Origin of the sequence: Neptunomonas sp., from assembly GCF_041601355.1 — a bacterium.
Classification (GTDB): Bacteria; Pseudomonadota; Gammaproteobacteria; order Pseudomonadales; family Balneatricaceae; genus Neptunomonas.
Map to the genome: position 1 here is coordinate 20,303 of NZ_JBFIIH010000016.1, position 21,151 is coordinate 41,453.

Annotated in this window: 19 protein-coding genes; 4 read left to right on the forward strand and 15 right to left on the reverse strand. The window is 46.4% G+C overall.

Annotated elements, in window-relative coordinates; all coding sequences use genetic code 11:
• Positions 1–88 precede the first annotated feature (88 nt).
• Both fabV and ABY436_RS04395 read right to left on the reverse strand, forming a co-directional pair.
• Complete coding sequence (fabV, locus tag ABY436_RS04390) at positions 89–1,282, reverse strand: enoyl-ACP reductase FabV (RefSeq protein ID WP_372737809.1); 1,194 nt, start codon at positions 1,280–1,282, stop codon at positions 89–91.
• A 129-nt stretch (positions 1,283–1,411) separates the two neighbouring features.
• The gene (locus ABY436_RS04395) at positions 1,412–3,205 is read right to left on the reverse strand and encodes an acyl-CoA dehydrogenase (RefSeq protein ID WP_372737810.1); all 1,794 of its coding nucleotides are present in this window, start codon (positions 3,203–3,205) and stop codon (positions 1,412–1,414) included.
• 175 nt (positions 3,206–3,380) lie between these two features.
• On the opposite strand from ABY436_RS04395, the gene ABY436_RS04400 reads away from it, so the two are divergent.
• Complete coding sequence (locus ABY436_RS04400) at positions 3,381–3,815, forward strand: MaoC family dehydratase (protein ID WP_372737811.1); 435 nt, start codon at positions 3,381–3,383, stop codon at positions 3,813–3,815.
• Positions 3,816–3,899: 84 nt separating this feature from the next.
• Here the strand turns inward: ABY436_RS04400 and ABY436_RS04405 are convergent, their stop codons facing one another.
• Positions 3,900–5,534, reverse strand: a complete 1,635-nt coding sequence (locus ABY436_RS04405; RefSeq protein ID WP_372737812.1) for an acyl-CoA synthetase — start codon at positions 5,532–5,534, stop codon at positions 3,900–3,902.
• Between the two features lie 194 nt (positions 5,535–5,728).
• Between ABY436_RS04405 and ABY436_RS04410 the strand changes: the two genes are divergently transcribed.
• Positions 5,729–7,249, forward strand: a complete 1,521-nt coding sequence (locus tag ABY436_RS04410; protein ID WP_372737813.1) for a PAS domain S-box protein — start codon at positions 5,729–5,731, stop codon at positions 7,247–7,249.
• Positions 7,249–7,863, forward strand: coding sequence for a response regulator transcription factor (locus tag ABY436_RS04415; RefSeq protein ID WP_372737814.1), 615 nt, complete (start codon positions 7,249–7,251; stop codon positions 7,861–7,863). Before ABY436_RS04410 ends, ABY436_RS04415 begins: the two co-directional genes overlap by 1 nt.
• Positions 7,864–7,897: 34 nt before the next feature.
• Here the strand turns inward: ABY436_RS04415 and ABY436_RS04420 are convergent, their stop codons facing one another.
• From ABY436_RS04420 to ABY436_RS04445, 6 genes are all read right to left on the reverse strand, one after another.
• Entirely contained in the window at positions 7,898–8,701 is an 804-nt protein-coding gene (locus ABY436_RS04420) for an alpha/beta fold hydrolase (protein ID WP_372737815.1), read from the reverse strand.
• Positions 8,701–9,120 (reverse strand): PaaI family thioesterase, encoded by a 420-nt coding sequence (locus ABY436_RS04425; RefSeq protein WP_372737816.1) that lies wholly within the window; start codon positions 9,118–9,120, stop codon positions 8,701–8,703. The genes ABY436_RS04420 and ABY436_RS04425 overlap by 1 nt, the downstream gene beginning before the upstream one ends.
• A 29-nt stretch (positions 9,121–9,149) precedes the next feature.
• On the reverse strand, positions 9,150–9,569 hold the full coding sequence (locus ABY436_RS04430; RefSeq protein WP_090727507.1) for a PaaI family thioesterase: 420 nt from the start codon (positions 9,567–9,569) through the stop codon (positions 9,150–9,152).
• Positions 9,570–9,664: 95 nt separating this feature from the next.
• Positions 9,665–11,308, reverse strand: a complete 1,644-nt coding sequence (locus ABY436_RS04435; protein ID WP_372737817.1) for an AMP-binding protein — start codon at positions 11,306–11,308, stop codon at positions 9,665–9,667.
• A 61-nt stretch (positions 11,309–11,369) separates the two neighbouring features.
• The gene (locus tag ABY436_RS04440; RefSeq protein ID WP_372737818.1) at positions 11,370–12,515 is read right to left on the reverse strand and encodes a CaiB/BaiF CoA transferase family protein; all 1,146 of its coding nucleotides are present in this window, start codon (positions 12,513–12,515) and stop codon (positions 11,370–11,372) included.
• Positions 12,516–12,522: 7 nt separating this feature from the next.
• Positions 12,523–13,680, reverse strand: coding sequence for an acyl-CoA dehydrogenase family protein (locus ABY436_RS04445; protein ID WP_372737819.1), 1,158 nt, complete (start codon positions 13,678–13,680; stop codon positions 12,523–12,525).
• Between the two features lie 271 nt (positions 13,681–13,951).
• On the opposite strand from ABY436_RS04445, the gene ABY436_RS04450 reads away from it, so the two are divergent.
• The gene (locus tag ABY436_RS04450) at positions 13,952–14,449 is read left to right on the forward strand and encodes a DUF523 domain-containing protein (protein ID WP_372737820.1); all 498 of its coding nucleotides are present in this window, start codon (positions 13,952–13,954) and stop codon (positions 14,447–14,449) included.
• A 142-nt stretch (positions 14,450–14,591) separates the two neighbouring features.
• On the opposite strand, the gene ABY436_RS04455 is transcribed toward ABY436_RS04450, so the two are convergent.
• From ABY436_RS04455 to ABY436_RS04480, 6 genes are all read right to left on the reverse strand, one after another.
• Positions 14,592–14,942, reverse strand: coding sequence for a RidA family protein (locus tag ABY436_RS04455; protein ID WP_372737821.1), 351 nt, complete (start codon positions 14,940–14,942; stop codon positions 14,592–14,594).
• Positions 14,943–14,986: 44 nt separating this feature from the next.
• Entirely contained in the window at positions 14,987–17,173 is a 2,187-nt protein-coding gene (locus tag ABY436_RS04460) for an OsmC domain/YcaO domain-containing protein (RefSeq protein WP_372737822.1), read from the reverse strand.
• A 231-nt stretch (positions 17,174–17,404) separates the two neighbouring features.
• Positions 17,405–17,653, reverse strand: coding sequence for a DUF6868 family protein (locus tag ABY436_RS04465; RefSeq protein ID WP_372737823.1), 249 nt, complete (start codon positions 17,651–17,653; stop codon positions 17,405–17,407).
• Positions 17,654–17,719: 66 nt separating this feature from the next.
• The gene (locus ABY436_RS04470; RefSeq protein ID WP_372737824.1) at positions 17,720–19,507 is read right to left on the reverse strand and encodes a hypothetical protein; all 1,788 of its coding nucleotides are present in this window, start codon (positions 19,505–19,507) and stop codon (positions 17,720–17,722) included.
• 450 nt (positions 19,508–19,957) lie between these two features.
• Positions 19,958–20,614 (reverse strand): DsbA family oxidoreductase, encoded by a 657-nt coding sequence (locus ABY436_RS04475; RefSeq protein WP_372737825.1) that lies wholly within the window; start codon positions 20,612–20,614, stop codon positions 19,958–19,960.
• Positions 20,615–20,657: 43 nt separating this feature from the next.
• Positions 20,658–21,151 (reverse strand): TetR/AcrR family transcriptional regulator (locus tag ABY436_RS04480; RefSeq protein ID WP_372737826.1); only part of this gene is annotated, 494 nt, incomplete at its 5' end.

Sequence of the window (21,151 nt, forward strand, 5' to 3'; positions counted from 1 at the left end):
AAACTCAGTATGAATAATATAAAGAAATAATGTTAAATTCAATAAAAACCCTGCACTGAGCAGGGTTTATTTGAATTATCAATATCGCTTACAGATCAATAACATCAAAATCGACAATGGGATTAACATCCGCGTCATAATCAACATTTTCAAGAGTAAAGCCAAACAATTTTAAAAATTCAACTTTATAGGCAGCGTAATCTGTTAATTCAAAAAGATTCTCTGTTGTCACCTCTTTCCACAAATCTTTGCAGTGATCCTGTACATCATCACGTAACTCCCAGTCATCCATACGATAACGGTTTGCATCATCGATAGCACCGCTGTCACCATATAAGCCGGTGCGAAATAAACGATCTATCTGCTCCATACAGCCTTCATGAAGGCCCTTTTCTTTCATGATTTTGAAAACCATGGATAAATAGAGTGGCATCACCGGAATGGCTGAACTGGCCTGAGTCACAACTGACTTAAGTACACCTACATTAGCCTGGCCACCTTTAACAGCTAACAGAGCGTTTAGCTCTCCCGCAGCACGGTCCAGATCCTGCTTGGCTTTACCCAGCGCACCATCCCAATAGATAGGCCAGGTGATCTCTGTACCGATATAGCTATAGGCAACTGTTTTACACCCTTCAGCGAGTACCCCGGCATCATTCAGGGCATGAATCCACAGCTCCCAGTCTTCGCCACCCATAACGGTAACGGTGTTAGCGATTTCTTCTTCATTAGCCGGTTCTATTTCTGCATTGATGATCACATCTTTATTCGTATCAATCGCCGTAGAATGGTATGACTGGCCAATAGGTTTAAGCACTGAACGAACCACTTCTCCGCTGTCAGGCATCTTACGGACCGGTGATGCCAGCGAGTAGACCACTAAATCAATCTGGCCCAAATCGGCTTTTATTAACTCAACCGCTTTTTGCTTAGCTTCATGAGAGAAGGCATCGCCATTAATGCTTTTAGCATAAAGGCCCGCTTCACGAGCTTGCTGCTCAAATGCAGCGGCATTGTACCAACCGGCAGTACCTGTCTTTTTCTCAGTCGCTGGCTTTTCGAAAAAAACACCAATGGTAGAAGCCCCCGAACCAAAGGCCGCTTCAATACGTGAACAAAGACCATAACCGCTGGAAGATCCCACGACTAAGACACGTTTAGGGCCATTCTCAATGGGGCCTTTCTGTTTAACATACTCAATTTGTTCGCGAACATTTTGAGCACAACCGGTAGGGTGAGATGTGGTACAAATAAAACCACGAATTTTTGGTGTAATGATCATGGCTAGCAATAATCTCTATCAATTGATCGGAAATATACTGGCAGACACCTTACCCGATTTTCGCGGTATTGAATAGCAAAACACCCGCATGAGCGGGTGTTTACAAAAGCCACTTAAGCCAACTTCCGCTTAACTGAACGCAGACTCTAAGTGCTCATCTGTAAAGGCCATAATGGCCTCACTGCCGGTATCCACTACAGCAGCATAGCTCAGGTAGCGCGGTAAAATCTGATCCATGTAGAATAAAGCAGTTAACTGTTTTGCTTCCAGGTAAGGATCGCTTTCACCTTGGGCCTGCTTGCCTTCCGCAGCCAGCCCACTACGTAGTAACTGCCAGCCGCCACACAGTGTGCCCATCATCATCATATAATTGTAGGCCACAGCACCTGGAAAATAAGCATTTTCAGTAGACTGGGCTAACAACTGAGATGTTGAATTTTGTGCAACGACTAACGCCGCCTGCAATTTTCTTGCAGCACTACTGAACCGGGCCGATGCTGATGCCTGTTCAACAGTAGCACTTATCTCTTTCATGATGGCGTGTGCAGCGACACCCTGATCAGACAGTGTTTTTCGGCCAACAAGATCTAAAGCCTGAATGCTGTTCGTGCCTTCATAAATAGGCAGAATGCGTGCATCACGGAAATGCTGCGCAGCACCCGTCTCTTCAATAAAGCCCATACCACCATGTATCTGCACGCCCAGAGATGTCACTTCCTGAGCCACTTCTGTGCACCAGCCTTTAACAATCGGCGTCAGATAAGCAGCACGGGCTTTTTCTTGTGCAGCCAGTGTCTTATCTTCATGAGCATGTGCAAAATCCAGGCTTCCACACGCATCGTAAGCCAGTGCACGCCCCGCCTCAGTGAATGCTTTCATGGTCATCAGCATGCGACGAATATCTGCATGGCGTAAAATCGGCCCTTCTTCTGTAAAGCCGACAGCTTTACCCTGAGTACGGTCACCGGCATACCACAGAGCTTGCTGATAGGCGCGCTCAGAGATAGCAACACCCTGTAAACCTACCGCTAAGCGTGCATTGTTCATCATGGTGAACATGCAGGCTAAACCTTTACCCTCTTCACCAATCAGATAACCCACTGCGCCCGCTTTTTCACCAAAAGCCATGACACAGGTAGCGCTGGCATGGATACCTAATTTATGCTCAAGTGATGCCACTGCAACATCATTGCGTTCACCCAATTCACCACTCTCATTAACCAGAAATTTAGGCACCAGGAATAATGAAATACCGCGCACGCCTGCAGGCGCATCCGGCAGGCGAGCCAGTACCAGATGAATGATGTTATCAGCCATCTCATGGTCTCCCCATGTGATGAATATTTTTTGTCCGGTTACTAAATAGTGATCGCCTTCGGGAACGGCTTTGCTACGAATAACCGACAGATCAGAACCCGCACCGGGTTCAGTCAGGTTCATGGTGCCCGTCCACTCTCCGCTGATCATATTCGGCAGATAGGTACTTTTTAATTGATCGCTACCGTTCAGATAAAGTGCTTCTACAGCCCCCTGGCTCAGCAATGGGCATAAACCCCACGACATATTTGCGGATTGCCACATTTCCATAACGGATGTAGATAAAGAATAAGGTAAACCCTGACCACCGTATTCAGGATCAAATTGTAACGACCCCCACCCACCTTCTGCATATTGCTTGTATGCATCAGCAAAACCGTCCGGAATTTTAACGGTTCCATTTTCAAGACGAACACCCTGTTCATCTCCTGTAACATTCGTGGGAGCAATAACAGCAGCTGACACACGACCAGCTTCTTCCAGAATGGCGCTTACCATATCGGGAGTCGCATCTTCAAAGGTAGTCATTGCAGCCAGTTGAGGCATGCGGGATATATTTTCCAGTACAAACTGCATATCTTTTACAGGCGCTTTATAATCAGCCATGTGTCATCTTCTCTCTGTAGCCAGGTTAGGAGACCAAATGATAGATACATCTCTCTCGCATCTATCAGGGAATTCACTTATTCTATCATATAATTTTAGATCGCTACGGATTTACCCTAATACTTTGGATTATATGTATAGTCTAGAGTTACCCAATTTATCATAGGAGATTAATATGCAGGAACTTCACGGTTATTATCTGGAAGATCTTGAAGTGGGCATGAGTGCTTTTTATGCTAAAACCATTTCAGAATCAGATGTATATATGTTTGCCGGTATTTCAGGTGATAACAATCCGATTCACATCAATGACGAATACGCTAAAACAACCCCGTTTAAAAAGCGTATTGTGCACGGCATGTTCAGTGCTGCACTCATTTCGACCGTTGCCGGCACACGCCTACCCGGGCCAGGCGCTATTTATATTGATCAGCAAATTAAGTTTCGTGCTCCCGTTTTTATTGGCGACACGGCAAAAGCGACACTGACGATTTCCGAGATAGACGAAAAACGCCGTCGCGTCACTACTAAAACTGATGTACATGTAGGCGACACACTGGTTGCGACAGGAAGCGCTACTTTCATGGTAGATCGTCGCGAAACAGCATAATTCATTCTTTTATTATAAAAACGCCCCGAAATTCGGGGCGTTTGTTGTTACATCACAGTTACAACACGAATAGATTACACAGTGTTATTTTCCATTTGCCTGATCGCGTAACAGAAACTTCTGTATTTTGCCGGTAGACGTTTTAGGCAGATCACCAAACACTACTTTTTTAGGTGCTTTAAAGCGAGCCATGTTGGCACGGCAGAATTCCATCACTTCCTCAGCGGTAACCTCTGCACCGTCTTTTACTTTAACAAAGGCACAAGGCACTTCGCCCCACTTTTCATCCTGCTGAGCAACAACCGCGGCTTCCATGATAGAACTGTGGCGATAAAGTACATCTTCTACCTCGACACTGGAGATATTCTCTCCGCCGGAGATGATGATATCTTTAGAGCGGTCTTTGATATCAATATATCCATCAGCATGCCATACCGCCAAATCACCTGAGTGTAGCCAACCACCTTCGAAAGCTTCATCAGTTGTCGATGGATTTTTCAGGTATCCTTTCATGACAAGGTTACCGCGCATGAATATTTCGCCGATGCTTTTACCGTCTTGAGGAACAGGCACCATCGTTTCAGGGTCAGCAACCATAAGGCCCTCTTGCATAGGCACCTTAACGCCTTGACGGGATTTCAGACGAGACTTCTCTTCTACGGTTTTTTCGTCCCACTCATCATGCCATGCACACACAACACAAGGCCCGTATGTTTCAGTCAGGCCATAGACATGTGTCACGGAAAAGCCCATCTCTTCCATACCTTGAATAACCGATGCCGGAGGTGGCGCACCTGCAGTCATCACTTTCACCTGATGATCGATGCCTGCCTTAAGCTGATCGTCCGCATTGTTGAGCATATTAAGAACAATCGGCGCTCCACAGAAATGATTCACTCGTTCGTCGCGGATAGCATTATATATGTCATCAGCCCGGACATGACGCAGACAAACATTCACACCCGCACATGCAGCCATACTCCAGGGAAAACACCATCCATTGCAATGAAACATTGGCAGTGTCCACAGGTACGAAGGGTGGGAGCCCATGTTCCAGGAAATCAGATTGCTGACAGCATTCAGGTGTGCACCGCGATGATGATAAACCACTCCTTTCGGGTTACCTGTGGTGCCTGATGTATAATTCAGCGTGATGGCATCCCATTCATCTTCGGGTAACGACCAGTTAAAGTCTTCATCACCTTGTGCGATAAAAGCTTCATAGTCAGTTGTGCCTATCAGCTCACCGCCTTCATAGTACAAGTCATCAATATCGATCACTACCGGCTTATGCTGCACCATTTTTACTGCACGGGAAATGACTTCAGAAAACTCACGATCAACAAAAATCATTTTTGCTTCGCCGTGTTGAATAATGAAAGCAAGCGCCTCAGCATCAAGACGTGTATTTAATGCATTCAGAACGGCACCTGCCATTGGAACACCAAAATGCGCTTCAAATAATTCTGGAATATTGGGTGCCATAAAAGCAACGGTATCGCCTTTCTTGATACCATTTTTTGTCAGTGCGCTGGCAAGCCTGATAGAACGCTTATAGGTTTCTGACCAGGTGCGACGGGTATCATGATGGACAACGGCCGGATGGTTTGGGTACACACTGGCAGAGCGCTGAATAAAAGACAAAGGACTTAATACAGAATAATTGGCTTCATTCTTATCAAGTCCCATAATATAAGGATTGTGATTAATGTGTGACATTATGTTCCCTTTACTCACTATGAGTTATAAATACTTAAAGGTTTAGCGCTATACCAATGCATTTAAAACGCCTGAAAATAAGCAAAAACCCTTACTTCTGCATAATGATACGCAATTTTCCTTGTTACACAACCTAGCCTAAAGTCATACTATATTTGTAAATATACGCAGCATAGGCAAGCCAAGAGACAAAAATGCACGAAAGTATCGCACATGAACTTCGAAAATATCGCGAAGAAGCAGACAGGTATCGCCTACTTGCTGAACAATCTACCGATATGATTTCTCGCCACACGGCAACCGCTGAATGGATATTCATCGATGTTAACCCGGCAGTAGAGCGCGTACTTGGCTACAGTGTAGAAGAAATCATTGGCACTAAGGGATACGACCTGTTTCATCCCGAAGATGCAGATAATCTGCTTAAAAGAGCGGAAACGGTTCATTACCGACGCGGCATGTATACCAATACCTACCGATATCGACACAAGGATGGCCATTACATCTGGCTGGAAACAACCAGCAAAACCATCCGTGATGAAAAGGGTAAGTCCGTTGAAATCATCTGTGTTTCACGGGATGTGACGGAACGCGAGATGGCTCAACGCTCTATCCGGCGTCTTGCCCGTGTCGTTGAGGCATCCAGCGATTTAATCATGTTCTGTAATCATCAGTCCATGCAGTTAACTTATATGAATGAATCGGCCTACCGGACATTGGGGAGTGAAAAAGAAAACCTGGTCGTCTTTTATCTCGACCAGATCTTTGAAACGGATATTTTTAATACGCTCGTTCAGGACGCACTCAACCATGCGGCACAACATGGTACCTGGTACGGGAGTGTACCGATAAAAATGGCAGAAAATCATAACCGCATAGCAGAGATACGTGAGGTTATCGCGCACCGAAATCGCACTGAAAATATGCAGGTAGAGTATTACTCTATTATTGGCCGCGATATAACACTTAAGCGCAGAGCAGAAGAGCAAGCAAAAAGACAGCAACTAGAGATGGCACATATGTCACGCCTTTTGTCTGTCGGCGAAATGGCGACCGGATTGGCACATGAGATCAATCAGCCATTAGCGGCCATTCTGAACTATTGCAGGGGCAGTCTGAGGCGCCTTGAAGAAGGCACCAACGAGTCCAATCTGCCGCAGATAACACACTCCATGAAGCTGATCACTAAACAGGCCAAACGTGCAGCAGAGATTGTTAAGCGGATGCGCAGCTTTGTTAAAAGGACCGACTTTCAGCGTGTCGAATTTTCTATCAATGAGTCCTGTGTTGATGTGATTGGTTTTTTGAACCAGGAAGCTATCGATCATAATATCACCTTCAGTTTTGAGTTAGACCCCAAAGCACCCAAACTCCTGGCAGACAAGATTCAGATTGAACAGGTATTATTAAATTTGGTGCGTAACGCAATTGAGGCTTATAGCGACTGTGATAAAACGTATCGTCCGGTTATTATCACCACCCATCAGTTACACGGATATATTTACATCTCAGTTCAGGATGAAGGGAATGGGATTTCAGCAGAAGGGTTAAATACACTGTTTGAACCTTTCATTACATCAAAATCAACAGGCTTGGGAATGGGCCTCGCGATTTCACAAACGATAGTTGAAACCCATGGCGGACAGCTATGGGCCGAGAGTGATGGCACTAATGGCACTAAATTTCATTTTAAAGTTCCGGTAAGGAAAAATTGATGACACAAAGAGCAAGTGGAACCGTATTTATTGTCGATGACGATAACGATTTTAGAGATTCAATGAAGTGGCTGCTCGAATCAGACAATTTTCATGTCATTGGCTTTAACTCTGCGCAAGACTTTCTGAATCGTTATAAAGGCGATATGGGCTGTATGCTTTTAGATGTTCGCATGCCTGAAATCAACGGTCTGGCATTGCAGCAGATTATGCTTGAACGTCACATCAAGCTGCCCATTATCGTGGTTAGTGGCCACGGAGATATTCCTATGGCCGTCAACGCTATGAAAAACGGTGCACTGGATTTTATTGAAAAACCGTTTGATGATGAAGTATTACTGCGACTGGTTGAGATGGGTCTGCAACGTGCGACCGAGATGTTTAAAGACAATACCGCCCTATCACAATCGCGTAGTCACTATAATTCACTGAGCAAACGCGAAAAAGAGGTGATGGCGCTGGTGGTCAGCGGTCAGTCCAACCGTGAAATTGCGGAATCACTGGGCATTAGTCCAAAAACAGTTGAAGTACACCGTGCACGTGTTATGAGCAAGATGCGGGCAGCCAGTTTGCCTGACCTGGTACAACAGGCAAACCGGTTGAATATCACTTAAGCGCTCGTTGAGTGTTGGCGGCTGTGTTCAACTATTATGCTGAGTTGTGTTGTTTTATAAAACGAACAACAGCAGAGATCATTTTTTCGCGTGCCTCAAAATGTGGAACATGGCCACATTCTGACAGAAAAAGTGACTCAGCCCTCGCGCCTATACCTGCACAAATATCGGTTACCTGTTCAGGCACACCATAATAATCTTCTCGTCCCTGAATAATTAATGCGGGACACTCTATGCGTGGCAGCCAAGGGCGTAAGTTCATCGGCTGCTTACGCTCGCGTAACCAGGTTTCATGCCAGGCACGAAATAACAGATCAGTACGTTCTCCATGATACTTGGCCAATTTATCTTTTAAGTTGGTCGTCTCGTAGCGATCAACAGCTTCTGTAATACCGGCCGTCGTTAAATGATCGATATAAATATGAGCGGCTTCGGTTATAACGCCTTTAACCAGCCAGGGCATGCTCGCCGCACCAATCAGCGCGACCGAACCACCATCACTATGCCCAAGAAGAAAAACGTTATTGAGTTTCAGTTTATCGATTAAGCGGGGTAACCATACCTCCCCCTCCTCTAGCAGATAATCCTCATCGCGAGGCAACTCAATTGTCGAAGATAATCCATATCCCTGCCGCTCATAAACCACCACATCACAGCCTGTCTCTGCGGCAAGTTGCTCAGGAATATCTTTCCACATAGCAATACAGCCCAGCGCTTCATGTAACAGTAATAACACCGCTCGGCCGGCATGCTGCTCTGCGTGTTTACCCAGGCGCACGGACAAACGCATTCCATGCCCCATATCAATGATTTGATCAGACCAGTTAACTGCCATCATTAATGCTCCGGAATTGAGTATGTCAGCGTCACATGTGCAACGGGGTCGTCTTCCCCACGTGAGCTAATGTAAACCTCACCCACACCGAGACGCTTACCTACTTTCAGAATTTCTGCCCGGGCAACAATATCCATATTTGCTTTAGGTTTGCGCAAAAAGTTAATATTAAGATTAGTTGTCACAGCCAGTGCAACCGGGCCAATTTTACTCAGCAGCGCTGCATACATGGCGACATCAGCCAATGCCATCATGGCCGGCCCGGAAACAGTTCCGCCCGGGCGTAAATGTTGTTCATCGATGGGCAGGCGCATTTCAGACCAACCACCTCCCAGCGCCTCAAGCACACCATATTGATCGCCTTGCGGAAATTGCTCAGCAAGAAAGTCACGCATTTCGATGAAACTCATCACTTGAGACATAATAGAAATCCTACTGTTTATTTTTTTGTTTACTTATTCGTGACAGCTAACGTCACTGTCGCTTTTGATACCAAAACAAGGGAGTTATCCGCCTGACGCGCATACACTTCGGACTCAGCTATAATCAGCATTCTCCCGGGCTTCAGAATAGTGCTGTGGCAAACCAGCGCTGATCCTTTAGCCGCACGCAACAGGTTGATTTTAAACTCTGCCGTCAATACCCGCTGGCCCTGTTCAATCAGGGTGACAGCGGCGGTTCCCGCAGTGTGGTCTGCCAGTGTTGCCTGTACGCCCGCATGCACAAAGCCATCCTGTTGCTGGTGCATCTCTTGCAGAACGATATGACTATGGCACACCCCTGCTTCCAGTTTATCGAGCTGGCAGCCCAGTGCTGTGATGAAAGGAGCAACCTTAAAAACACGCCTGGCTTCGTCCAACGATGAATTCATAAATTTTCCCTGAATGGCCATAAACAGATCAGCATAAGAAATTTATTCCTTATGCTGATCGATGCTAAGCAAATTAAAGGTTTAGCGGATGATATCTATACTTCGTCGCGCGCTTGATTACGCAGAATAAAGCGTTGAATTTTACCACTGGGCGTTTTCGGTAACTCATCAACAAACTCGATTTCACGAGGGAACGCGTGTGTCGATAAACGGTTACGTACCAACTGCTTCAACTCTTCCGCTAACTCTACGCTTGGGTCGAACTGTGGCTTGATCACAACATACGCTTTAATGATCGCACCACGCTTCTCATCTGGTTTACCTATGACACCCGACTCAGCAACCGCTTCATGTTCAAGCAAGGTGCTTTCTACATCGGCCGGGCCAACGCGATACCCCGCCGTCGTGATAATGTCATCATCACGACCGGTGAAAGAGTAACTCCCGTCACCGTGACTCATGACGACGTCACCTGTCAGATAATAACGGCCTTTGAAAGGGTCTTTCTCACCCCAGGTATATCCCTGAAAAAAGAAAAGAGGTGACTTTTCAACATCGACCGCCAACTGCCCTATTTCGTTTTCACCCAGCTCTTCATAGTCTGAACTGAGCACGACCACACGATGGCCCGGAAGCGAGAAACCCATTGAGCCGACACGCACAATACTTTGCTCAAGTTCAAGATGGTTGCAACAGGTCATACCGGTTTCTGTCTGGCCGTAGTGGTCCATAACAGTACATCCGAGACGACGCTTAACCCAGTTAATCACTTCAGGGTTTAACGGCTCTCCTGCGCTGCTGGCAACACGCAATCCCAGGGACTCATTTTCTGCCAATACATCATCATTGGCCATCAGCATACGATATGCTGTTGGCGCCGCCGCCAGGTTGGTAATACCGTATTTGCGAATCATGTTGTAGGTTGAATCAGGGGTAAAGCCGTGCTCATCAAAATGCGTACCGTTACCCAACAGCAGTGGGCCAACTACCGCATAGTAAAGACCGTATGCCCAGCCAGGATCTGCAACGTTCCAATACACATCATCAGGGCGCAGACCAATGGCATAACGCATATAGACATAAAAAGACATAATAGCGCGTGCAGGAACAGCGACCCCTTTCGCTTTACCTACCGTGCCTGAGGTAAACATCTGCAGGAATGGCTCATTCGCACCGATGCGAACCGGTTCAAATTCATTTGACTGATTTTTTATTTCGTCGTTAAACGAGAGGTCGCCTGCTTCAGTTTTCACCACGTCTGCATCACCTACCACCATAATAGGAGGACAAGCTTTTACTGAGTCCAGTTTGCTGCGGTTATCAGCATCAGTAACGACCAGTTTTGTTTTAGCGGTGCTCAGACGGTATTCAATGGCTCCCGATCCAAACGCCGTGAAAAGCGGCTGATAAACAGCGCCAGCGCGTAACGTGCCAAGAATAACCACCATGAGTTCAGGTGTGCGTGGTAGTAATGCCGCAACGCGATCACCTTTACCAATTCCCTGTGACGTCAGAAAATTAGCGAATTTTGCTGATTTTTCTTTTAACTCAGCATAGCTGTGCTGGGATGCCGGGCGCGTAACCCCTTCGTAAAACAGACCAATGCGATCACCCTCTGCCCAACGATCACAGATCTCTTCACAGACGTTAAAACCTTCCTTCAAGCTCCCAATCAGCTGCTCTTCTACAGCAGCAGGAGTGAAGTTGTCATAAAATGACTGATAGTCCGTATTGCTCATTTTAGTCCTCTCATTTTTATCATTATTCTTAAAACCTGCCCTAACATCTTGTTAAAAGCGGCTATGTAAACAAACCAGAATCGGCCAGTGTTGTTATCTGTTCCGCAGAAAGCCCCAACGCTTGCAGTACCTTTTGATTATCCTGTCCACACACAGGCGCAGCGGCTACTGATGCTGAGCTCATCCCGTCAAGATAAGGGGTAGGTTTTATCTGTTTTGTACCAGAAGGGTTCTCGGTGATCACCTGACGCGCCATGTTATGCGGATGCACAAGCGCCTCATCCATCGCCAACACGGGCTCCACACACGCATCAGTCGTTGCGAACCGATCAGACCAGAACGCCTGATCCTGCTGAATAAAAATATCAGCAAGACAATGTTTAAGCCGGTCATCCGCTTCATTTATCCACTCCGGGTGACCCAGAACCTCAAGTAGCCGACGCCTGAACTGTGGCTCTAAGCTACCCACCGCCATATAACGCTTATCTGACGTGACGTAATAATCATAGATGCCGGCGCCATTCAGGAAATGTGATTGCGCCTGGATAGTCGTTTCGCCATTTATAACCCCCGGCATCAACAAGGGCTGCAATGCCAGACACTGATCACTCATGGCGATATCAATGTGCTGCCCGGCCCCCGTTGTTGAGCGTTGAATAACCGCCGCAAGAATGGCGATGACAGCTGGCTGGGATCCCGCTGCAACATCAGCAATTTGTACCCCAGCTAACAGGGGTCCCGCTTCGGTTCGACCGGACGATGCAGAGATACCACTTAAGGCCAGATAATTGATGTCATGACCGGCACGATCTCTATACGGACCCGTCTGCCCGTAACCGGTAATGGAGCAGTAAATAAGCTGAGGATTGATCTTAGCCAACTGATCATACCCCAGTCCCAGTCGAGCCATCACACCCGGTCGAAACTGCTCAACAACAATATCGTACTCAGCTAAAAGTGATTGAATGATCTCGGCGCTTTCACTTTTTTTAAGATTAATCGCTAATGATTGCTTGCCACGATTAAGGTATTCAAAGGCAGCCGACTGACCACTCATCTGTGGCGTCATTTCCCTAACAAGGTCAGGCCGTGATGGGGACTCAACGCGTAAAACATCAGCGCCCATGTCCGACAACAACATGGTTGCATAAGGCCCGGGCAGTAAGGTTGAGAAATCGAGAATTTTTAACCCAGCTAATGGTTTCATCTTTGCTTTACCGGTATTCACGCAAGATTTCACGTGCAATAACGATGCGCTGCACTTCGCTGGTGCCTTCATAAATAGACGTGATTCTGGCATCACGTGTCATACGTTCTAATGGGTATTCCTGCATATAGCCGTAGCCGCCTAATAGCTGCAAAGCGGTATAACAGGCCTGGTTAGCTTTTTCACTGGCAAAGAGTTTTGCCATTGAGGCTTCTTTCGCAAAAGGTAAACCACGCTCTTTTTTATCGGCAGCACTCATTAATAATAATCTTGCTGCTTCAAGCTCGGTAGCTCGATCTGCAATCATCCATTGCAAACCCTGAAATTCAGAAATAGGTTTGTCAAACTGTTTACGTTCTGTCGCATACCGGGTTGCATAATCCATCGCCGCTAAGCCAATACCTAAAGCCAGGGACCCAATACCGATACGTCCACCTGCAAGTTCCGCCACCGCAATACGGAAACCGTCATTGAGCTTGCCAAGCACGGCTGAATCAGGCACCAGGCAGTTTTCAAAATGCACTTCGTTTGTAGCCGAACCATGCTGGCCCATTTTTTTCTCGCCCGGCCCTACGGTGATGCCGGGTGTCGCTGCTTCTACAAGAAAGCATGAAATACCTTTGCCTTTAGGCGCGTCTGCATCGGTGACTGCCCACACCACAAACACGCCGGCAAAAGACGCACTGGTGATCCACTGTTTAGTGCCGCTGATAGACCAACCGTCGTCAGTTTTCGTGGCGCGGGTACGCATAGCGGATGGGTCGGAACCGGCCCCCGCTTCAGTTAAACAAAAACTACCGCTGAGGTATTCGCCAGAGCAGATTTTCGGTAAGTATTTTTCTTTCTGCGCTTCATTACCGACTACCTGAATGATTTCAGCAACCATGTTGGTTACCGACATGGTTACTGCCGTTGAAGCACATGCTTTGGCAATCTCAGTAATAGCCAAACTAAACGCGACCACTCCGGCTTCAGTCCCACCGTAGTCAGCATCAATATTCAGCCCCATAAACCCAAGCTCAGCTAATTTCTTACAATGGGCTTTGGTGATTTCATAGTCTTTTGTCTGGTCCAGTTTTTCAGCTACCGGTTGCAATTCACTTTCTGCAAACTTTTTAGCCGCATCCTGAATCATTTGCTGTTCTTCGGTGAGAGATAAGTGCATGGGTGTCTTCCATTAAGTATTTACCCCTAATTTTATATCTGCAATTTACGTATTCGTAAAGAACTATTCATACTTTCCTTTACCTTTACGTAAACAAAAAGTATAGAGTCTTTTAAAATCAATAGGTTATAAAAAATTCATCGATATAGACTTAGGAATAGCACTAAAACAATATTTATTGGTTAGATCACAACTTTATAGCCTTATAACATTGTACTTTGGGCCATAGACGTTAGAATGCGCACCAGACAAACCCGAGACCCTTATAAGAATGAAAAAAATACTCGTGAGTGCCTGCTTTTTAGGTCACAAAGTCAGATATGACGGCCAACACAGCTTGCTCGAACACCCGCAGATTAAACGATGGCAGGAAGAAGGACGCCTGGTTCACTTCTGTCCGGAAATAGCCGGCGGTTTAACAGCCCCACGCCTACCCGCAGAAATCACATCCCGCCACCCTGTGATGGTTGTCAATATTCAAGGAGAGGATGTTACACCCCAGTTCTTAAAAGGCGCGGAACTCGCCGTAGATAAAGTAAAAGAAAGCGGAGCTTGCTGCGCACTGCTCAAAAGCAGAAGCCCGTCCTGTGGTAACCGTCAAACTTACAACGGTGAGTTTAATGACACACTAACACCGGATAGCGGTGTAACGGCATCGGAACTACAGCGACACGGCATACCCGTCTTTAATGAACGTGAGATTGATCAATTAATTGAGTTTATTCAGATGCAGGAAACACCTGAAGTCATTCATTCGCAAGAGTGGTAAAAAGCATCAGACGCACAAGTGGCCAATAGAGAATATTGGCCACTTTTTTGCTGCTACCTTTTAATTTTGCCTACTACCTCTTGACCCTTTCCTCCCCTTAACTACTGGCAAAGAGTAACTAACCAGCAACAGCCACTCTATCTCACTCAGCAGTCGCCGCTACAAACGCAATTTCAAGCAGATAGGCCGGATTGGCTAATTCTACTTTTACACAAGCTCTGCTTGGGGCACATCCGACCGGCAACCAAGCCTCCCATGCCATATTGAGCGTATCTAAATGAGCAAAATCAGTCACATAAATAGTCACTGATAAGAGCTGCGATTTATCACTGGCGACACTCGCCAGAGATGCTTCAGCTTGAGAAAAAACCTGGCTAACCTGCCCTGCCAGATCTTGGCTGGCATCCTCCGGGACTTCTACAAAATGAGCAATGCCTTTAAAGACAGTAACATCTGACCAACGAGCACACGGGTTTATACGCTGAATATCCATAACACCATCCATAATCATATCTATACAAAGTAAAATCTGGTTGATTAATTCAACATGCCATCTGCTCTGTATTTATGTAGCTTTTTATAGCTCTCAATCAACTTTAGGTGCCTATCCAGGCCTTCCAGTTTCATGCTGGTCTTGGTTAACCCATAGAATTTAATCTCTCCGGCAACCGAGCCAACGACATTCTCCATCGTATCGGCACCATACATTCTGGCCAGGTTAGGCAAATAGTCTTCAAGTTCAAGTTCATCATCCAGCACAATATCGAGCACAACATTGATCGCTTGATAGAACAAACCGCGAGCCACTGTATTGTTATTGAAGCTAATGTAATCTTGTACGAGCTCACTTGCCTCTTCATATTGCTCAAGGGCCAAATAGATAAGGATTTTTAATTCACCGACATCAAGCTGTCCCCATGCGGTATTCTCATCAAATTCAATACCGATGAGTGTTTTAATGTCGGTGTAATTATCCAGCTCACTCTCTTCTAAGCGCTCAACTAAACTGACCAACTCCTCATCATCCAGTGAATGGATGTTTAAGATATCTTCCCTGAAATAAAGGGACTTGTTGGTGTTATCCCAGACAAGGTCTTCTACCGGATAAATCTCTGAGTATCCGGGCACTAAAATCCTGCATGCCGTTGCACCTAAATCCTCATGCACGGCAATATAAACCTCTTTGCCAAGGTCAGCCAATATGTTCATGAGACAGCTGGTTTCTTGCTCGTTAGTCCCTGAGAAATCCCATTCACAGAACTCATAATCATGCTTAGCGCTAAAGAACTTCCAAGAAATAATGCCGGTTGAATCAATAAAATGTTCAACAAAATTATTCGGCTCTGTAACTGCCATACTGTTAAAGGTCGGAGGCGGCACATCATTTAAGCCTTCGAAGCTTCTGCCTTGTAAGAGCTCAGTCAAGCTACGCTCTAAAGCCACTTCAAAGCTTGGATGCGCACCAAAAGAAGCAAAAACACCGCCTGTTTTAGGGTTCATCAAGGTGACGCACATCACAGGAAACACGCCCCCTAAAGACGCATCCTTAACCATGACAGGGAAACCGTTCTCTTCCAGCCCTTTTATACCCTCAAGAATTTGCGGATATTGTTGCAGAACATGTTGCGGAACATCAGGTAAAACAATTTCCTCTTCAATAATCTGCCTTTTGACTGCACGTTCAAATATTTCAGAAAGACACTGTACCTGGGCTTCGTAGATATTATTCCCGGCACTCATACCATTACTGAGAAATAAATTTTCTATAAGATTAGAAGGAAAATACACGGTTTGCTGATCTGATTGACGAACAAAAGGTAAAGCACAAATGCCACGTTCGCTAAGGCCGGAGTTTGTATCAATTAAGTTAGATGCTCTGAGTTCATCATCCGGATTGTAAATCGCTAAACAGGCTTCATCCATCAGCCCCGCAGGCAATGCATCGTTCGGGCCTGCTTTAAACCACTTTTCATTAGGGTAATGAACAAACTTACTGTTACAAATATCTTCGCCGAAGAACTGATCGTTATAGAAGAAGTTACAGCTGGCGCGTTCGATGAACTCACCCAGCGCCGAACACAGTGCGCTTTCTTTGCTCGCTCCTTTCCCATTCGTAAAACACATCGGTGACGCCGCGTCACGGATATGCAGCGACCACACATTCGGGACAATATTTCTCCACGAAGCAATTTCTATCTTAATACCCAGATCAGCCAGAATCGCTGTCATATTGGCAATGGTTTTTTCCAGCGGAAGGTCTTTACCAATAATTCTTGTATTGGCATCGCTTTCGGTACTGTCCGTGTACAAAAGCGACGCTTCATCTTCGAGGCTCTCGACTTGTTCAATTTTGAAATCCGGGCCTTGTTGAACGACTTTTTTAACAGTGCATCGGTCGATAGAGCGCAATATGCCTTCACGATCCCGATCAGAAATACTCTCTGGAAGCTCTACCTGTATTTGAAAAATCTGTTTGTATCTATTTTCCGGATCAACAATATTATTTTGCGAGAGCTTAATATCGTCTGTGGGGATATCCCGCGCCAAACAATAAACCCGCACAAAATACGCTGCACAAAGCGCCGACGAAGCTAAGAAGTAATCAAAAGGACTGGGTGCAGATCCATCACCTTTATAACGAATAGGCTGGTCTGCGGTGACGGTGAAATCATCAAACTTGGCTTCGAGTCTGAGATTGTCTAAAAAATTTACTTTGATTTCCATTTGAATATTATTTCCGGGATCGTTTGACGCTAAATGAGTGTTGAAGACAAGCATTTTAACACTAACGGGAGGATTAAAACGAAGACAATCTGGAAGTCAGCAATGACGGGGCTGCCGCAAGTTTGAAACCCACAGCCATAGCACAGAGCATCTGGCCAATATAGTGACTGAAGCGTAGCGTAAGGTGCTCAACTTGATGGCTTATTAAGCCCTTAATGAGTAGCCACTTAGTTAGTAACCCATAATTTTTAAAGCAATATAAGGTGAAACCATAAAAACCAATGTCACTACCTTATACTGGCTCAAAAAATCCAAATACTTAGCGCTTAATTCCTTTTCGTCAATATTAAACATCTTGCTATGAAGAGAAGATACCGCTCCTCTCATATACATAAGAATGAGAGTGGCAAAAAAAAGGTAGCCGACATTAAGCGCTGATGCCCATCCTAACAACTCAGTTAATTGTGAAAGAGTAATCAAAATTCTTACCTCTTGTTATCAAATGACTCCACGCAAGTGCTTAACACCGTGCTTCAGCCTGTTACATTATGGAACGCTACAGGAATCTCCATTAGCCAATTGGCATGAACGCTTATTTGGCAGCAGAGCAGCACCTGTGCGAGGGAACTCCTCATTAAAGCAGCTCTGTACTGGGGCCGTCGCAGGCGCCCAGGACCTGGGATGAGCGGCGATGTGTTCGGTAATAAAGGCCATCGTAAAATCGGTAAAACGCTCGTTATAGATGGCGTTGTGATCAGCGATGACCCCTGCATCCGTTTTGACGACCAGGTATGGGTATCGGCCTGTGTACATCGGATCCAATGTCGACTGACCAGGCTTGGTGAGGCAATGCTGGAAAGTATTTTCCTCGATCGAGCACTCCCAGGGTGCTGGAGTCAGCATGACCTGCTGTCCGTAGGGTTTCAGGCCGGGCTCGCTGTAGGCCCCGGCAATAGCGTTGTCTATAATTGTCGAGTACAGGGGCAACAACATCGTCTCGACATCCCTATCAGATGTTGCCTCAAGATACTTACAGGGGCACGCCCTCTTGTCTGGTATCTCTTTTGCTTTTTTACCGTCCGACGTCAGGCGATGCGTCAGGTACCTGTCATTGTGGCCTATGGTTTTGTGCATGCTGTCTTTCTGTTCGGAAGACTTCGCATGCTGAAGGATCGTGCCCAGAGCACGGCCCATAGGAAATGCGCTGCCGGTAGCTTTATCTGCTTCGGAGGTAACGATCATCATCACCGGCTTTTGTTTGGGGTCGTAGCAGCGATTAATGGCGATGTTAAACAGAGGCTCGTACATCGAGCCCTCAAAGGCCGGATTGACTAATATCACGAAATCTCCAAAGCTCTGCGCCCTTTCGTATTCCGCCCCCTTGCCGTTGCTGGTGGTTTTTGCAGCGCGCTCCATCAAGGCGTGCGACAGCGCCGAGTAGATGACGAGGCCACCGAAGCTATGCCCGCTGATCACAAGTTGTGTAGGATTACTGTTAGGCGGATTCATAGACTCACGGTTCACCGTGTTCTCATGCGGTAAATCTTTTGCAGCAGCATAGCGTGCACAGTCTGGAAAATTTTGCAGACGCGCCTGGGAATCAATGCTGTCCTGCTTCAACTGATTAACACAAAAGTCCTTGAACCGATTGTCGCGGTAGTCCTTCAGGCGCGTTAAAAGCTCGAAGACGCCACCGCGCCCCACGCGCGCCGCGGTATCTTTGCGGGACCAGAAAGACAGGTTGTTAAGGGGGCCATTAAAGGGCAGCCCCCGCCAACCGATGTAAATTCCGACCACGTTTCTGGGCAGAGTAGCACTGTCTGCATTTACCCGCTGCAGGAGGTCAGTACGCTCCAACAGCCTGGAAAAGCAGACAACATTGTTGTCGCAAGAACTCGCGTTGTGCTTCCATCCATGCGCGTAAACGTAAATCAGTGTGGAGCCGTCGTTCTTTTCCTCTAGTGTCTTGAGGAGCTCAAAGAGCGCTTCCATCTGGCGGCGGTCGGCGAACCAGCCCTGGTCATCAAACTCGACGAAAGAAAGGTGATAGTCCCCTTTCTTCCTGCTGATTTTATCCGGATTAGCCCAGACCTGGTAATAACGATGCTGGATGGCATGTGAGCCGGTAGATGTCGGACTGTCACAGAGTTCCAGGGCCGTGTCGGGCATGTTTTCATCAATCAGACTTGGAGGACTATCATCCACCTTACACTTGAACGGCGTGTACTCTGCGGATTTCGGATCTGGCATTTCGGTTCGATAAGGTGTGAACTGGGCGCAGGCTGAAAGCAACATACTGGCTAGCAAGATGAACAGATAATGCGGATTATTCATAAATTGCTCCATGTATCCCTGATGGCGGAAAACCCGTCAGCAGTCAATCGCAAAGACTGAGCATCTGGCACTTGCTGGCGGCGTGATGCCTTTATCTTGGTGTCATCCTAAAGGTTGTAGCACACTGTGCAAACGTTGGGTTAGGTGTTTTGGGTAGGCATTAGTCAAAGACACCGAGTCACATTGTTAAAACTGACAGAATTGTCTGATGGCTTTGACAAAGGCAGTAATAACTGAATCTTCGTTAAAATCGTATTGTTCCAGATAGAAATTGATCTCTAAATGGCTGCTTTTTCGATACGCTTTACAATCCATCCGCCCAATAAATTACCACGGTAAAGTAACGGTAAGCAAAAGTAGAGGTCAGGCCACCATCAATGGCGGTTTAGCGCCCTTGGCTTTGTGTGGCCGTTCATGATTGTTAAATTATCCACGACATGAAATGAGTGGCTACTGGCTTGCTAACTTTCGCAGCACATCTTTGTAGCTGCCCTGCGTGTGCGCACCAGTCATGGCACTGCTGCGGTTGAAGATCACTGTTGGCACACCTGAAATCCCCTGTTGCTGCCACTGAGCCTCTTGGCCTAATACGCGGCGACGACGCTCGGTATCATCCAAGGCTAACGCCGCAGCAGCGGGATCCAGACCTACGCTCTCAGCCTCTGCCAGCAAGACGGCGCGATCTGATACATCCTTATGCTCCGAAAAGAAGGCGGCAAACAAACGCTGTTTTAGCTGATGCTGCAAGCCCTCTTCATGGGCAAAATCCAGCAACAGATGCGCATCGCGGGTGTTAACGATCTTCATCTCTTCAAAATAATCAAAGGTAAACCCATACTCAGCACCCTGGGCACTGATGTTAGCGCGGGCTTTGTCACTGTCGTCGCGCTTGGCACCGTATTTGCGCAGCACATGGGCGCGCAGATTCTCGCCTTGCGATGGCATGTCGGGGTTCAGTTCAAACGGCTGCCACTCAATTTCTACCCTATCTTGCAGTCCCAGTTCGTTGATGGCGGCTTCCAGGCGTTTATAGCCAACGATGCACCATGGACAGACAACATCGGATACAATATCTAACTTAATCTTGTTGCTCTTTTTATCGTTCACGGTGTTGTTCCTCGTTATGCTATTAACTGGCGGATGAATTGTGTTAGCGCAGCTCTTCAAATATATCGTCAATGAACTTTTCTACTGCATTAATATCATTGGTTACCTGAGCATAAGTTCTTAAGCCTATGAGTTGAATTTGGAAGTAACGCGCTAATTCAGCCGGACTCTTCTGTGTGTTGATTTCACCATTATTGATGGCTTGTTGGAAAATATTAGTAAAAGACGCCTCTATAGTTTGTAAAATGCCCTTTGCCTGAGCCAGTAAATCAGGGCTATCGTTTTGCGTTAGTTCAGCGACACTTTTAACAATCATACACATGCCACTTGGCGTAGTGCCTTTATTACAAATAATCACATTACGCAGGAATCGCTTTAACCCTCCAAGAACGGTTGTTTCCTGCGCCATACTGTCGGCAAGATTCTCAGCACTTGTCTCGGCATAACGATTTAACGCTTCTTTAAACAAATTATCTTTACTACCGAAAGCCGCGTAAATACTGCCAGGACGCATATCAACCACATCTTGTAGATTTC

Coding starts and splice junctions, on each gene's coding strand:
- fabV (WP_372737809.1), bottom strand. CDS start 1,282: ATGATCATTACACCAAAAATTCGTGGTTTTATTTGTACCACATCTCAC.
- ABY436_RS04395 (WP_372737810.1), bottom strand. CDS start 3,205: ATGGCTGATTATAAAGCGCCTGTAAAAGATATGCAGTTTGTACTGGAA.
- ABY436_RS04400 (WP_372737811.1), top strand. CDS start 3,381: ATGCAGGAACTTCACGGTTATTATCTGGAAGATCTTGAAGTGGGCATG.
- ABY436_RS04405 (WP_372737812.1), bottom strand. CDS start 5,534: ATGTCACACATTAATCACAATCCTTATATTATGGGACTTGATAAGAAT.
- ABY436_RS04410 (WP_372737813.1), top strand. CDS start 5,729: ATGCACGAAAGTATCGCACATGAACTTCGAAAATATCGCGAAGAAGCA.
- ABY436_RS04415 (WP_372737814.1), top strand. CDS start 7,249: ATGACACAAAGAGCAAGTGGAACCGTATTTATTGTCGATGACGATAAC.
- ABY436_RS04420 (WP_372737815.1), bottom strand. CDS start 8,701: ATGATGGCAGTTAACTGGTCTGATCAAATCATTGATATGGGGCATGGA.
- ABY436_RS04425 (WP_372737816.1), bottom strand. CDS start 9,120: ATGTCTCAAGTGATGAGTTTCATCGAAATGCGTGACTTTCTTGCTGAG.
- ABY436_RS04430 (WP_090727507.1), bottom strand. CDS start 9,569: ATGAATTCATCGTTGGACGAAGCCAGGCGTGTTTTTAAGGTTGCTCCT.
- ABY436_RS04435 (WP_372737817.1), bottom strand. CDS start 11,308: ATGAGCAATACGGACTATCAGTCATTTTATGACAACTTCACTCCTGCT.
- ABY436_RS04440 (WP_372737818.1), bottom strand. CDS start 12,515: ATGAAACCATTAGCTGGGTTAAAAATTCTCGATTTCTCAACCTTACTG.
- ABY436_RS04445 (WP_372737819.1), bottom strand. CDS start 13,680: ATGCACTTATCTCTCACCGAAGAACAGCAAATGATTCAGGATGCGGCT.
- ABY436_RS04450 (WP_372737820.1), top strand. CDS start 13,952: ATGAAAAAAATACTCGTGAGTGCCTGCTTTTTAGGTCACAAAGTCAGA.
- ABY436_RS04455 (WP_372737821.1), bottom strand. CDS start 14,942: ATGGATATTCAGCGTATAAACCCGTGTGCTCGTTGGTCAGATGTTACT.
- ABY436_RS04460 (WP_372737822.1), bottom strand. CDS start 17,173: ATGGAAATCAAAGTAAATTTTTTAGACAATCTCAGACTCGAAGCCAAG.
- ABY436_RS04470 (WP_372737824.1), bottom strand. CDS start 19,507: ATGAATAATCCGCATTATCTGTTCATCTTGCTAGCCAGTATGTTGCTT.